We start from the raw sequence: 12,926 nt of genomic DNA, 5'->3' as shown, positions 1-12,926 counted from the left end.
CGCTGCAGGACTCAGTCGCAGGCGCCGCGGGCTTCAGCCGCCGGCGGCGCGGGGCCTCAGCCGCCGAAGCGACGGTCGCGCGTGGCGTAGTCGCGGATCGCCCGCAGGAAGTCCACCTCGCGCAGATCCGGCCCGAGGGCCTCCACGAAATAGAACTCGCTGTGCGCGGACTGCCAGAGCAGGAAGTCGCTCAGCCGCTGCTCCCCCGACGTGCGGATGACGAGGTCCGGATCGGGCTGGCCTCCGGTGTAGAGGTGCTCCCCGATCTGCTCGGGAGTGAGGCTGGCAGCCAGCTCCTCCAGCGAGCCGCCCTTCTCGTCGTGCTGCGCGATGATGCTGCGCACCGCGTCGACGATCTCGCTGCGCCCGCCGTAGCCGACGGCGAGGTTCACGTGCAGTCCGGTGTTGTCGTGGGTGCGCTCCTCGACGCTCGTCAGCACCCTGGCCAGTTCCGGCGGCAGCAGTTCAGTGCGCCCCACCGGCCGCACGCGCCAGCCGGGTTCATGCGAGAGCGTCTCGGCGAGCTCGGCGATGATCTCGATCAGATCCGACAGCTCCCGGGAGTCGCGCTTGCGCAGATTGTCGGTGGACAGCAGATACAGCGACACGACGGGGATGCCGAGGTCGTCGCACCATCGCAGGAACTCGTGCATCTTCGCCGCGCCCGCGCGGTGGCCCTGTGCGGCGGAGGCATAGCCGAGCTGGCGCGCCCACCGCCGATTGCCGTCGATCATCATCGCGACGTGGTGGGGCACCGTGGCGCCGGCGAGCTGACGGCGCAGGCGCGAGGCATACAGACGGTACAGCAGACCGCGCCCCTCATTCGTCGCGCGCGTCGTCACGCTCCTACGCTAGCGCCCCTCGTTGCACGGCGTCTGTGCAGGGTCGCTCTCCGAGGGCGCGTAGGCTGGAAGCGTGTCCGGAAGCATGAGATCCGACGGTGCGGAAATGCCCGAACTCCCCCTCATCGATGCCGGCGGCGTCAGCGCGCACGCCGATCTGAAGCCCACGTGGCGAGGCTGGATCCATGCCGCGACCTTCCCCGTCGCGATCGTGGCGGGCATCATCCTGATCAGCGTCGCCCAGGGCGCGCCGGCGAAGTGGTCATCAGCGGTGTTCACCGCCACTTCGATGCTGCTGTTCGGCAACTCGGCGCTGTACCACCGCTTCAACTGGAGCCCGCGGACGCTCGCGGTGCTCAAGCGGATCGATCACGCCAACATCCTGCTGCTGATCGCCGGCACGTACACGCCCCTCGCGGTGCTGGCCCTTCCCACCCCGAAGACGATCCTGCTGCTGTCGCTCGTCTGGGGTGGCGCGCTGCTCGGCATCCTGTTCCGGGTGTTCTGGATCGACGCGCCGCGCTGGCTCTATGTCGCGCTGTATCTGCTGCTCGGCTGGGCCGCGGTCATGTACCTCGGCGACCTGCTGTCCGCGAACGTCGCCATGATGGTGCTCGTGGTCGTGGGCGGCCTGCTGTACACCGGCGGCGCCATCGTCTACGCCCTCAAGAAGCCCAACCCGTGGCCGGGACACTTCGGCTTCCACGAGATCTTCCACGTCTGCACGGTGCTGGCGTTCCTCTGCCATTGGACCGCCTGCCTGCTGATCGCACTGCAGCCGGCCTACCACGGCGGCTGATCAGCGCGTGGGCGGGTCCTGGACGTCGTCGGCGTCGCGCTCCTGCGCGTCGAGCTCCTCGCGCACCTCGGCGCGGTACCGACCCCGACGCACGCGACGCAGCATGTCCCACACCAGCAGGATGACCGCGCCCGTGATGAGGGCGATCGCGCCGAAGCCCCACGGACCGGGCGTGACCAGCTCGGGGTCGACCGTCGATACCGGGGTCGGCACGACCGAGCCGAACACCGCGAGCGCGTCGAGCACAGAGAGCATGGAGAACCTCGTTCCGCGCCGCAGCGCCTAACCTGGAATCAAGCCTAATCTCCCGGAGACACCCATGACGACGCAGCAGTTCCTCGACGAGCGCTACGGCCGACGCACCTCGCGCCGCCTCACGCGCGTGTGGTGGATCGTCGTCGGCGCGGTGGCCGTCGTCGCCACCGTCGCCCTCGGATGGTCGACCGTGGCGACCAGTCTCGCCGCGATCGACGTGGATGCCACCGGCTACGCCGTCGTCGACGACCGCACCGTGACCGTGACGTTCCAGATCGTCGCTCCGACGGACTCCACGGTCGCGTGCGCGCTGGAGGCGCAGGACGAGGAGCACGGCGTCGTCGGCTGGCGCGTGGTCGAGCTCCCCCTGGAAGGCGGGCAGATGCGGGCCTTCACCGAGACCATTCCGACGCTCGCGCCGGCGACGACAGGTTTGGTGAACTCCTGCTGGGTCGCGTAGTCTGACGTGAACGCATCGCGCCCCGGCTCTCGCCGGGGCGTTTGGCTTACTGCCTCGCACTCACCCACGAAGGAGACCGTCGTGTCCACCGACGCCCCCGAGACCTTCCTCACGCAGGACGCTTACGACCGCCTGGTCACGGAGCTCGAGCACCTGTCCACCACCGGGCGCGAAGAGATCGCCAAGCGCATCGAGGCCGCCCGTGAAGAGGGCGACCTCAAGGAGAACGGCGGCTACCACGCCGCCAAGGACGAGCAGGGCAAGCAGGAGGCGCGCATCCGCACACTGCAGCATCTGCTGAAGAACGCCAAGGTCGGCACCGCTCCCGAGTCCACGGGGGTCGTCGAGCCCGGCACCGTCATCACCGCCGTCGTCGCCGGCGGCGAAGAGGTCTTCCTCCTGGGCAATCGCGAGATCGCGGCGGGTTCCGAGCTCGACGTGTACAGCGAGGCCTCCCCGCTCGGCACGGCGATCCTGGGGCTGAAGGAGGGCGACTCGACGTCGTACACCGCGCCCAACGGACGCGCGATCCCCGTCGAGATCGTCAAGGTCGAGACCTACAACGGTCAGTGACCCGGCTCAGTCCTTGACGATGGCCGGCGCGTAGCCGGCATCCGTCAGCGTCTGGATCACCAGCGCGCGGTGCTCCGCGCCCCGCGTCTCCACGCTCAGCTGCAGGATCACCTCGCTGATCTGCAGCCCCTGGCCGTGCCGCGTGTGCAGCACCTCGATCACGTTCGCTCCGGCGATCGCGAGCAGCTCCGACACCCGCGCCAGCTGGCCGGGGCGGTCGGGCAGCGGGATCTGCAGGGTCATGTAGCGCCCGGAGGCGGCGAGACCGTGCGCGACCACGCGCTGCAGCAGCAGCGGGTCGATGTTGCCGCCGGAGAGCACGACGGCCGTGGGGCCTGTCGCCTGCACCTTGCCGGCGAGGATCGCCGCCACGCCGGCGGCGCCCGCCGGCTCGACGACCTGCTTGGCGCGCTCGAGCAGCACCAGGAGCGCGCGGGCGATGTCATCGTCGCTGACGGTGACGACCTCGTCCACCAGCTCGCTGATGATCCGGAACGGCACGTCCCCGGGTCGTGCGACCGCGATGCCGTCGGCGATGGTCGGCAGCGTCGTCACCGCGAGCGGCTCGCCCGCCTCGAGCGACGAGGGGTAGGCCGCGGAGTTCTCCGCCTGCACTCCCACGACGCGCACCGTGCGGCCCTCCGCGGCGGCGCGGGCCTTCACCGCGGCGGCGACGCCGGCGATGAGCCCTCCCCCGCCGATGCTGACGATGACGGTGTCGAGGTCGTCGATCTCATCCCACAGCTCCAGGCCCAGCGTTCCCTGCCCGATGATGACGTCGCGGTGGTCGAAGGGATGGATCAGCACCGCGCCGGTGCGCTCGGCGAACTCGGCTGCCAGGCGCAGCGGCGTCTCGACGGTGTCGCCCTCGAGGATCACCTCCGCGCCGTACCCGCGGGTGGCCAGGAGCTTCGGGACGGGCACGCCCAGCGGCATGAAGATCGTGGCGGGGATGCCGAGCTTCTGCGCCGCCAAGGCGACGCCCTGCGCGTGGTTGCCGGCCGACGCCGCGACGACACCGCGTGCCCGCTCGTCGGCGGTCAGCCGGGAAAGTCGGTACGTGGCGCCGCGGATCTTGAACGATCCGGTGCGCTGCAGGTTCTCCAGTTTGAGATGCACGGGGGCGCCGAGCAGATCGCTGAGATGCTCGGAGTCCTCCATCGGGGTGCGCACGATCACGCCGCGCAGCGCCTCGGCGGCATCCTCGAACTCCGCCAGGGTGGGGGTGGTCACGCGGGGTTCCTCCAGTCGCGGGGCACAGTGCTCCAGATGAGATCGTCGGGGCGCGGGGGCTTCCCCGTCTCCCAGCCGCGTCGGGCCAGGTAGATCCAGACGACGTTGACGAATGCCGCCAGCGGCACGGCGAACAGCGCCCCGGGGATGCCGCCGACCATGGCGCCGCCCGCGACGACCAGCACGACCGCAAGGGGGTGCACCTTCACCGCGGAGCCCATGAGGAGCGGCTGCAGCACATGGCCCTCCAGCTGCTGCACGCCGAGCACGACGATCAGCATCCAGAACGCGATCCAGGGGCCGTTGTAGACGAGGGCCAGGAAGACGGCGACGGCGCCGGTGAGCACGGCGCCCACGAACGGCACGAACGCGCCGAGGAACACCAGCACGGCGATGGGGATCGCCAGCGGCACGCCCAGCAGGAATGCCCCCAGGCCGATGCCGATGGCGTCGATCGTGGCGACCAGCAGCTGCGTGCGCGCGTAGTTGATGACGGTGAGCCAGCCGGTGCGGCCGGCGCCGTCGATGGCGGCGCGGGCGCGCTCGGGGAACAGCCGCACCGTCCAGCGCCAGATGCCGGCGCCATCGGCGAGGATGCACAGCAGGATGAAGATCGCCAGCAGCGTTCCGGTCGCGACATGGCCCACCGTGCTGCCGATGGCCAGGGCGCCCGACAGCAGCAGCTCCGCCTGCTGCTCCATCAGCGTCCAGCCCTGATCGAGCAGACCGTCGATCTGCTGCGCGGTCAGGTGCAGCGGACCGTCGATGAGGTACTGCCGGAACTCGCTCAGAGCGGCAGAGGTACGCCCCTGCACGGAGCCGAGATCGCGGGTGATCTGCCAGACAGCCAGCCACACCAGACCGGTGATCACGGCGATCGTGCCGACCACCGAGATGACGATCGCCAGCCACCGCGGGAACCGGTAGCGCAGCATGAGCGAGAAGCCGGGCCACACGAGTGCGGTGACGAGGATCGCGACCAGCAGCGGGATGACGAGCAGCTTCAGCTGGATGACGAGCCAGATGGCCACGCCGATCGCGGCCGCCAGCACGAGGAACCGCCACGCATACGCGGTCGCGACCCGCAGCGGATGCGGCACGACGGCCGCGACCTCGCTCGGGGCGCTGCGACGACGCACGGCGTCGAAGAACGCGCTGCGCGGCTTGTCGTCGGAGGCACTCATCACGACATTCTAGAGTCGCGGGGCGCTCGTTCCCGCCCGCATGACCGCGCGCGAGAGCAGCGTCGGTGGGGTTGGGTAGGCTCGCGGCCGTGACCACCGCCACCGGCCTGCAGCGCCCGCGCGATCTCAGCCGCGCCGAAGCGCGTCGCATCGCCCTCGCCGCGCAGGGCTTCGCACGGCCCCGCCCGGGCACGGTGGGCACCCGTCAGCTGAACCTCGCCCTCGCGCGCATGGCGACGCTGCAGATCGACTCGGTGAACGTGTTCGCCCGATCGCACTATCTGCCGCTGTTCTCCCGCCTCGGACCCTACGACCCGGCGCTGCTCGATCGACTGCTGTTCTCCCGCGGCGGCCGCTACACCGAGTCGTGGGCGCACATGGCCTCCTTCATCCCGACGTCCGATTGGGGGCTGTTCGCCTTCCGCCACGAGGCGATGCGCGAACGGTACCTGCGCCGCGATGCGGAATGGTTCCGCGCGCACGGCGACGTCGTCGATGAGGTGCGCGCGCAACTGGCCGCGCGCGGGCCGCTGCGCGCCGCGCAGATCGACCACGCGTCACGGGTGGGCGGGCGAGGCCCGTGGTGGGACTGGGACGTGGTGAAGAGCGCACTGGAGTATCTGTTCCTCTTCGGCGAGGTCGCCATCGCCGGGCGGCGTGGCTTCGAGCGGCGCTACGGCCTCGCCGCCGACGTCATCCCCGAGGCCGCGCGCACCCCCGTCGCCCGCGACGAGGCGATCCGCGAGCTCGTCGGGCGCGCGGCCGCGGCGTACGGGGTGGCCACCGCTTCCGACCTCGCGGACTACTGGCGCATCCGCGACCGCGCAGCGGTGATGCAGGCGGTGGGTGAGCTCGCCGACGCCGGCATCCTGCGCCCGGTGACGGTGGAGGGCTGGCAGGCGGCGGGGCGCCCGGCGAAGGCCTGGCTGCATCGGGATGCCGCGCTCCCCCGCCGCATCGACGCGGCCGCGGTGCTCACGCCGTTCGACCCGCTGGTGTGGTTTCGCGACCGCGCCGAGCGCCTGTTCGACTTCACCTACCGCATCGAGATCTACACCCCCGCGGCCGAGCGCCGCCACGGCTACTACTCGCTGCCGGTCCTCATCGGCGACGACGTCGTCGGCCGGGTGGATCTCAAGGCCGACCGCGCCCGATCGACCCTGCTCGTGCAGTCGGCCTGGTGGGAGCCGGGGCGGCCCGCGCGGGCTGCGGAGCGACTCGCCGACGAATTGCGTGCCGCTGCGCGGTGGCAGGGACTCGAGAGCATCTCCGTCGGCCGCTGGGGTGACGCGGCCGACGAGGTCGCCGGCGCCCTCGGCGACGCCGAGCGGCACGACCGGCAGACGGAGCCTGCGGCCGCCACGCCCGCATCGGCGGGCAGCCCGGACGGTGCGGCGACCGACGCCGCCGCCACGGTGACGGGATGAAGCGGGGAACGGTCATCGGGGTCGTCGCGGCATCCGCCGCCGCGGCCGGCGCCGTCGGCGCGCTGGTCTGGACGCTCACGCGACCGGGTGACGCCGACGACGCCGCCCTCGCCTACCTCGACGCCCTGCAGACGGGGGACGTCGCCGCGCTGCAGTCGCTGCTGCCCGATGATGCCGACGCGGCCGCTGCGCTCGATGCGTTCGCCGACGCCGATGCCCGCGTCGAGGGCGCCGAGATCATCTCCCGAACGACGCACGACGACGTCGCGTCCTACACGGCGGACGTTCGGCTCGGCGACACCTCGGGGACGCTCGGCTTCGCGCTGCGCGCCGACGACGGCGCATGGCGGCTCGACTCCGGCGCGCTCATCACCGTGGACGTGGCAGTGTCCCTGGGCACCGCCGTCGCTGTCGGCGACGTGGTGCTTCCCCTCTCGCCGGACGGCGAAGTGCGGCTGCTCCCCGGCGGGTACACCCTGCACGCGGCGCCCGCGCGCTTCCTCGACGGCCAGGCGCAGGTGAGCGTGCTCGCCGACGATGCACCGGCAGCGACGATCGACGCCACCCTGTCCCCCGATGCCGCCACGCTCGCCCAGCCGCAACTCGACGCCTACGCGCGGACGTGCGAGGGCTCCCGCGCTGCGCTCCCCGAGGACTGCGGTCTGCACGTGCCATGGGCGGCCGACCTCGCGACGCTGACCGAGGTCGTGGTGAAGGTGCAGTCCTCCCCCCAGCTGTCCCTCGACGCCGATGCGCTGTCGTTCCTCGCGACCGGCGGCCAGGTGGTCGCCACGGCGACCGGCACTCTGCCCGGCGGCGGCGTCGCGTCGTTCACCTACCGCGACGACGACTGGACGCTGCGCGGAGCCGTGCGTTTCGACGGCGATGAGATGCTGCTGCAGCTGTTCTGATCCCGCGTCAGCCCCAGCCCTGCAGCTCCAGTCCCAGCCAGGACGCCAGCGCCTCGATCTCGGTCGTCACGGCCGCACGCGCCCGGTCGTCGAAGCCGTCGTCCTCGTGCACCGCGTTGACCCGCAGCACGCCGGCGCGTCGGTCGGCCCGCGCATCGAGCTTGCCGACGAACCGGTCGCCGTGCAGGATCGGCAGCGCGAAGTAGCCCCACCGTCGCGCGGATGCCGGTTTGTACATCTCCAGCAGGTATTCGTACCCGAACAGGGTCTGCAGCCTGCTCCGGTCGGCGACGAGCGCATCCAGCGGCGAGACCAGCACCGTGCGCCCGGCGAACGCCGCGGGGTCCTCGAGCGCCTCGGCATCCACCCGCCACGTCCCCTCGGTGTCCTCGACGACGGCGGCGACACCGACCTGGGCGTCGGCCCCCTTCGCGCGCACGATCCCCTGCGCGGCCAGGCGCCGCTCGGCCAGCTCCCGTGCGGCATCGGCCTCGGCGACGTCGGGGAGGTCACCGGGGTACACCCTCTCCGCGATGTCGAACAGTCGTCCCTTCGCGTCGCGCCCCCACACGGCCACGTCGCCTCGGGCGAGGAGGATCTCGAGCATCTGCGTGGTGTTGCGGCTGTGGGTCCAGCCCGTCGACTGCCACAATTCCTGCGCGCTGTCGGGGATCTCCGCGGCGTGCAGCGGGCCCTCTGCGCGGAGGCGGTCGAGCACCTCGCGGCGGAAGCCGTCGTTGGCGGTGAACCACTCCCGTGTGCGCGGGTACTCCGGCCGCGGCGCCATGATCGCCCGGTACAGCGGCAGGTCGGACATCAGGCGGTACGAGCCGTCCCACTCGAACAGATCCCGGTCGCCCTCCACCGCCTGCCGCAGGTCGGCCGGCAGGTAGGGCCAGCCCAGGCGGCTGTACAGGATGTGGTCGGCGCTGGGCATGATCGCCGCCGTCGGATCGACCGGCACCACCGTGAGGGCGTACGCCACCTCGACGATGCCCGCCGGGCGCGGCTCGCTCAGCAGCTGGGCGCGCACCGCCAGCCGGCGTGCGTCGCGACGCGACAGCCGCACCGGCCCGGGCATCTCAGAACCGTCCGCCGATGGTCTCCAGGCGCTCGATGCGATCCGGCAGGGGCGGGTGGGTGGCGAACAGGCGCGCGACGCCCCCGGAGGGAAGCGGGTCGGCCAGCCACAGGTGGGCCATCGACGTGTTGGCGCGCTGCAGCGGCTGTGCGGCGGTGCCGATCTTCTCCAGCGCGGATGCCAGCCCTTCCGGATCGCGCGTCGTGAGCGCCCCGGTGGCATCGGCGAGGTACTCCCGCTGCCGCGAGATCGACGCCTGCACGACCGCGGCCACGAGCGGGGCGACGAGGGCGGCGACGATGCCGAAGAGCAGGAAGATCAACTGGGACTGATTGTTGCCGCCGCGCCGGCCGCCGCCGAAGAAGGCCATGCGCAGCACCAGGTCGGCCAGCGCCCCCACCGCCACGACCAGGCCGAACACCACGAGTGAGACGCGGATGTCGTAGTTGCGGATGTGGGCGAGTTCATGCGCGAGCACGCCCTCGAGCTCACGGTCCGTGAGCAGCTCGAACAGCCCGGTGGTCACCGTGATCGCGGCTTGCTCGGGCGTGCGCCCCGTCGCGAAGGCGTTCGGCGCCGGGTCCTCGACGACGTAGAGCCTCGGCATGGGCGTTCCCGTGGTGATGCAGAGGTTCTCGACGAGGCGGTGAAAGCGCGGCGCGTCGGTCGCCGAGACCTCCACCGCACCCGACAGGGCGAGCGCCTCGCGGTCGGCGGCGAAGTACTGCACCGTGGCGTACCCGACCGCGAACACGAGCACGAACGCGGTGATCCACCAGTTGTTGCCGGCGAGCCAGCCGGCGAGCACGCCCACCGCCCCGATCGCCAGCACGAACCCGATCAGGATGAACCAGGTGTTGCGCTTGTTGCGGGCGATGGCGGAGTACACGACGTCTCAGCTCAGCGGGGCGCGGTCGCGTCGGGACAGGGCGGGGCGCTGCGGCATCCGCGCCCTGAGGTCAAAACTGAACCCGCGGCGGCTCCGCGATCGCGGCGCCGTCGAGGACCTCGAAGAACTCGCGCTCGTGGAACCCGAGGTTGCGGGCGAAGAGGTTGTTGGGGAACACGCGGATCTTCGTGTTCAGTTCGCGCACGCCGCCGTTGTAGAACCGGCGCGAGGCCTGGATCTTGTCCTCGGTGTCGACGATCGACTGCTGCAGGTGCAGGAAGTTCTGGCTGGCCTGCAGCTGGGGGTAGGCCTCGGCCACGGCGAACAGGGACTTCAGCGCCTGCTGCATGTGCCCCTCGGCCACGCCCGCGTCTGCGGGTCCGGTGGCCGACAGCGTCTCTGCGCGGGCCCTCGTGACGTTCTCGAACACCGCCTTCTCATGCGCGGCGTAGCCCTTCACCGCCTCGATGAGGTTGGGCAGCAGATCGGCGCGGCGCTTCAGCTGCACCGTGATGTCGCTCCAGGCCTCGTCGACGCGCACGTTCAGCGAGACCAGCGAGTTGTACGTCGACCACAGGTACACACCGACGATGACGACCAGCGCCACGACGATCAATACCGGGATAAGCCATTCCCACATGTGTACCTGACTCCCCTCCGAGTGTGTCTACATCCTAAGGGAGCGCTTGAGGCCCGACAGGACCAGCCTGCGCACTCCCAGCCGTTACCCACCGAGCACGCGGTCGAGATAGGGGTTGCTCAGCATGCGTGCCGGATCGAGGCGGTCGCGGAGCGCGATGAAGTCGTCGAAATGCGGGTAGCGCTCGCGCAGGCGCGCGGCATCCAGCCCGTGCATCTTGCCCCAGTGGGGCCGCCCGTCATGGCGCAGCATGATCTCCTCGGCAGCCTCGAAGTACTCCGCGGGATCCTCCCGCCAGTAGCGGTGCACCGCGATGTACCCCGTGGGGCGACCCGACGCCGTGGACAGCCACAGGTCGTCGCCCGCGGCGATGCGCACCTCCACGGGAAAGGAGATACGCCACCGGCGATCGGCGACGAGGGCGCGCACGTCGGCGAAAGCCGCGCCGAGCCGATCGACCGGCACGGCGTACTCCATCTCTCGGAAGCGCACGGTGCGCCGCTGGGTGAACACGTCCGGCGCCACGTCGGTGTACTCCCGGTCGCCGGTGAGCCGGGTGGCCAGGCGATTCACCGGCGGCACGAGGGCCGGGACGGCGGCGCCGGCGGCGCAGGTGGCCCGGTACAGGCCGTTGGCCAGCAGAGACTCGTCCACCCATCGCCCCAGGCCGGGAAGCGGCCGGCGCGGCGCCGAGCCGGGGAGCCGCACGTTCGTCTTCGTGAGCGCCCGATCGGTGCCGGGGAACCAGTAGAACTCCACGTGATCCGCCGCCTCCAGCCGCCCCGGCAGGTCGGCGGCGACCAGCTCGAGCGGCTCGGGCCGCTCCACGGCGTGAAGCAGAAAAGTCGGCACGCACTGCAGGGTGACCTCCACCAGGATGCCGAGTGCCCCCAGCCCCAGCGCGACGGCCGGCAGCAGCTCGGGCTCGTGCGTCTGGTCGACCGTCAGCAGCTCCCCGTCCGCGGTGACGAGGGTCGCACCCACGACCTGCGTCGCCAGGCCGCCGAAGCGCGCACCGGTGCCGTGGGTGCCGGTGGAGATGGCGCCGGCGATGGTCTGCCGGTCGATGTCACCGAGATTGGCCATCGCCAGGCCCGCGGATGCCAGCAGGCGCGGGATGCGGTGCAGGGGCGTTCCCGCCCGCAGCGTCGCCCGCGCGCGATCGCCGTCCACCGACACCAGTCCGGTGAGCGCCCCGAGATCGAGCAGCACGCCGGGGGCCACCGCGATGGGCGAGAAGCTGTGCCCGGAGCCGACCGCCTTCACCTGCAGCCCCCGGCGAGCGGCGGACTGCACGGCGCGGCGGACGGCGGCGACCGTGGCCGGCCGCTCCACGCGCTGCGGGCGCACCCGCGCCGAACGGCCCCAGTTCTGCCACGTGCCTCCCGGACGGGTCACAGGAACGCCCTGCCCTCGCCACGGTAGGTCGGCACCTCGCCGACCACCCGGTCGCCGTCGACGAGGTGGTAGCTGTCGACGCGCTCCGCGAGCTCCCCGCTCTTGGCGTGACGGAACCAGACCCGGTCGCCCACCGCCATCGTGCGTGCGGCTTCGCCCTGCAGCGGGGTCTGCACCTCCCCCGCCCCTTCCCGGGCGAGCGTGCGCAGCCCGGCCGGCCACACCGGGGCGGGCTGGCGCGACGCGAGCGCGGGGCCCGAGGCGATCCACCCGCCGCCGAGCACCGTGACGATGTCGGGGGCGGGCTTGCGCACGACCTCCAGCGCGAACGCGGCCGCCGGAGCCGGAGCGAAGGCCCGGTACCTGTCGAAGAGATGGCCCGCCAGCAGCCCGCTGCCCGCCGTCACCTCGGTGACGGCCTGGTCTGCCGCGGTGTACTCCAGCGAGCCCGTGCCACCGCCGTTGACGAATTCCAGCACGGCCATGTCCTGCACGGCCGCGACCACCGCACCGCGGCGGTCGCGCAGTTCGCGGCCCGAACGACGCTGCATCCAGCGGATCACCGCGTCACCCGCCCCGGCGGCGTCGGGCTGCCCGGCGATCTGGGCCTCGTACATCATCAGCCCCACGAGGCGGAAACCGGCCCGTCCCGCCACCTCTCTCGCCAGGGCGGCCGCCTCGCCCGGGTGGTGCACCGGCGAACGCCGCACGCCCACGTGGCCGAGGCCGGTCGCCTGCCACGACGCGTCCACGTCGAGCGCGACGCGCAGCGGGGGACGTCGCCCGGGCGCGACCACGGCGTCGATCAGGTCGAGCTGCGCGGGATCGTCGACCATCAGCGTCACGCGGCGGGCCGCCTCCTCATCGCCGGCGAGCCGGGCCAGCGCGGAACGGTCGGCGGTCGGGTAGCCCATCACCACGTCGTCGCAGGTCTCCGCGAGCCACAGCGCCTCGGGCAGGGTGAACGCGAGGATGCCGCGATAGCCGGGAACGCGCTGCACGGCATCCTGCACCGCGCGAACGCGCACCGACTTGCTGGCCACCCGGATCGGCACCCCGCCGGCGCGCACGACGAGGTCCAGCGTGTTGGCCCGCAGCGCGGGGATGCTGATCGCGGCGACGGGACCGGACAGACCGGCGATCGCCGCCGTCATCGACTCCCAATGACCGGCTGCGCCCCCACGGGCGGTGGCGCGGTCGGGGGCGGCGGAGATCAGGTCGAGCACGAGGACAG

At 71.9% G+C, this 12,926-nt stretch carries 14 protein-coding genes; 5 read left to right on the top strand and 9 right to left on the bottom strand.

Annotated features, from left to right (window positions below):
• Positions 1-56 precede the first annotated feature (56 nt).
• On the bottom strand, positions 57-842 hold the full coding sequence (locus QNO26_RS05865; protein ID WP_257531473.1) for an isoprenyl transferase: 786 nt from the start codon (positions 840-842) through the stop codon (positions 57-59).
• A 106-nt stretch (positions 843-948) separates the two neighbouring features.
• Between QNO26_RS05865 and trhA the strand changes: the two genes are divergently transcribed.
• The gene (gene trhA / locus QNO26_RS05860; protein WP_257638292.1) at positions 949-1,641 is read left to right on the top strand and encodes a PAQR family membrane homeostasis protein TrhA; all 693 of its coding nucleotides are present in this window, start codon (positions 949-951) and stop codon (positions 1,639-1,641) included.
• Here trhA and QNO26_RS05855 read toward each other — a convergent pair whose 3' ends face one another.
• Positions 1,642-1,896 (bottom strand): hypothetical protein, encoded by a 255-nt coding sequence (locus QNO26_RS05855; RefSeq protein WP_257531478.1) that lies wholly within the window; start codon positions 1,894-1,896, stop codon positions 1,642-1,644. It abuts the gene before it with no gap.
• 64 nt (positions 1,897-1,960) lie between these two features.
• On the opposite strand from QNO26_RS05855, the gene QNO26_RS05850 reads away from it, so the two are divergent.
• On the top strand, positions 1,961-2,356 hold the full coding sequence (locus QNO26_RS05850) for a DUF4307 domain-containing protein (RefSeq protein ID WP_257531480.1): 396 nt from the start codon (positions 1,961-1,963) through the stop codon (positions 2,354-2,356).
• A gap of 81 nt (positions 2,357-2,437) precedes the next feature.
• Positions 2,438-2,929, top strand: coding sequence for a transcription elongation factor GreA (gene greA, locus QNO26_RS05845; RefSeq protein WP_257531482.1), 492 nt, complete (start codon positions 2,438-2,440; stop codon positions 2,927-2,929).
• Between the two features lie 6 nt (positions 2,930-2,935).
• Here greA and ilvA read toward each other — a convergent pair whose 3' ends face one another.
• Both ilvA and QNO26_RS05835 read right to left on the bottom strand, forming a co-directional pair.
• Entirely contained in the window at positions 2,936-4,162 is a 1,227-nt protein-coding gene (gene ilvA / locus QNO26_RS05840) for a threonine ammonia-lyase (protein WP_257531485.1), read from the bottom strand.
• Entirely contained in the window at positions 4,159-5,346 is a 1,188-nt protein-coding gene (locus QNO26_RS05835) for an AI-2E family transporter (protein ID WP_257531487.1), read from the bottom strand. Before QNO26_RS05835 ends, ilvA begins: the two co-directional genes overlap by 4 nt.
• A gap of 89 nt (positions 5,347-5,435) precedes the next feature.
• On the opposite strand from QNO26_RS05835, the gene QNO26_RS05830 reads away from it, so the two are divergent.
• Together QNO26_RS05830 and QNO26_RS05825 are read left to right on the top strand one after the other, a co-directional pair.
• Positions 5,436-6,773 (top strand): winged helix-turn-helix domain-containing protein, encoded by a 1,338-nt coding sequence (locus QNO26_RS05830; protein ID WP_257531488.1) that lies wholly within the window; start codon positions 5,436-5,438, stop codon positions 6,771-6,773.
• The gene (locus QNO26_RS05825) at positions 6,770-7,684 is read left to right on the top strand and encodes a hypothetical protein (RefSeq protein WP_257638291.1); all 915 of its coding nucleotides are present in this window, start codon (positions 6,770-6,772) and stop codon (positions 7,682-7,684) included. Before QNO26_RS05830 ends, QNO26_RS05825 begins: the two co-directional genes overlap by 4 nt.
• A 7-nt stretch (positions 7,685-7,691) precedes the next feature.
• Here QNO26_RS05825 and QNO26_RS05820 read toward each other — a convergent pair whose 3' ends face one another.
• The 5 genes from QNO26_RS05820 to QNO26_RS05800 all read right to left on the bottom strand — a co-directional run bounded on the left by QNO26_RS05820 (position 7,692) and on the right by QNO26_RS05800 (position 12,918).
• Positions 7,692-8,765: a DNA glycosylase AlkZ-like family protein gene (locus QNO26_RS05820; protein WP_257638290.1), complete on the bottom strand. Its 1,074-nt coding sequence runs from the start codon at positions 8,763-8,765 to the stop codon at positions 7,692-7,694.
• Between the two features lies 1 nt (position 8,766).
• Positions 8,767-9,654: a M48 family metalloprotease gene (locus tag QNO26_RS05815; protein WP_257531494.1), complete on the bottom strand. Its 888-nt coding sequence runs from the start codon at positions 9,652-9,654 to the stop codon at positions 8,767-8,769.
• Between the two features lie 70 nt (positions 9,655-9,724).
• A complete protein-coding gene (locus QNO26_RS05810) occupies positions 9,725-10,294 on the bottom strand; it encodes a LemA family protein (protein ID WP_257638289.1) in 570 nt (189 codons plus the stop codon).
• 84 nt (positions 10,295-10,378) lie between these two features.
• Complete coding sequence (locus QNO26_RS05805; protein ID WP_257531499.1) at positions 10,379-11,692, bottom strand: D-arabinono-1,4-lactone oxidase; 1,314 nt, start codon at positions 11,690-11,692, stop codon at positions 10,379-10,381.
• Complete coding sequence (locus QNO26_RS05800) at positions 11,689-12,918, bottom strand: alanine racemase (RefSeq protein ID WP_374679359.1); 1,230 nt, start codon at positions 12,916-12,918, stop codon at positions 11,689-11,691. Before QNO26_RS05800 ends, QNO26_RS05805 begins: the two co-directional genes overlap by 4 nt.
• Positions 12,919-12,926 lie beyond the last annotated feature (8 nt).

This window comes from Microbacterium sp. zg-Y1090 (assembly GCF_030246945.1).
Classification (GTDB): domain Bacteria; phylum Actinomycetota; class Actinomycetes; order Actinomycetales; family Microbacteriaceae; genus Microbacterium; species Microbacterium wangruii.
Note: the sequence above shows the minus strand (reverse complement) of the source record. Positions and strands in the feature narration are given on the sequence as shown.

Bases quoted from the DNA above. Each gene is read 5' to 3' on its own strand.
- QNO26_RS05850 (WP_257531480.1), top strand. From the start codon at position 1,961: ATGACGACGCAGCAGTTCCTCGACGAGCGCTACGGCCGACGCACCTCG.
- QNO26_RS05825 (WP_257638291.1), top strand. From the start codon at position 6,770: ATGAAGCGGGGAACGGTCATCGGGGTCGTCGCGGCATCCGCCGCCGCG.
- QNO26_RS05820 (WP_257638290.1), bottom strand. From the start codon at position 8,765: ATGCCCGGGCCGGTGCGGCTGTCGCGTCGCGACGCACGCCGGCTGGCG.
- QNO26_RS05855 (WP_257531478.1), bottom strand. From the start codon at position 1,896: ATGCTCTCTGTGCTCGACGCGCTCGCGGTGTTCGGCTCGGTCGTGCCG.
- QNO26_RS05835 (WP_257531487.1), bottom strand. From the start codon at position 5,346: ATGAGTGCCTCCGACGACAAGCCGCGCAGCGCGTTCTTCGACGCCGTG.
- trhA (WP_257638292.1), top strand. From the start codon at position 949: ATGCCCGAACTCCCCCTCATCGATGCCGGCGGCGTCAGCGCGCACGCC.
- QNO26_RS05810 (WP_257638289.1), bottom strand. From the start codon at position 10,294: ATGTGGGAATGGCTTATCCCGGTATTGATCGTCGTGGCGCTGGTCGTC.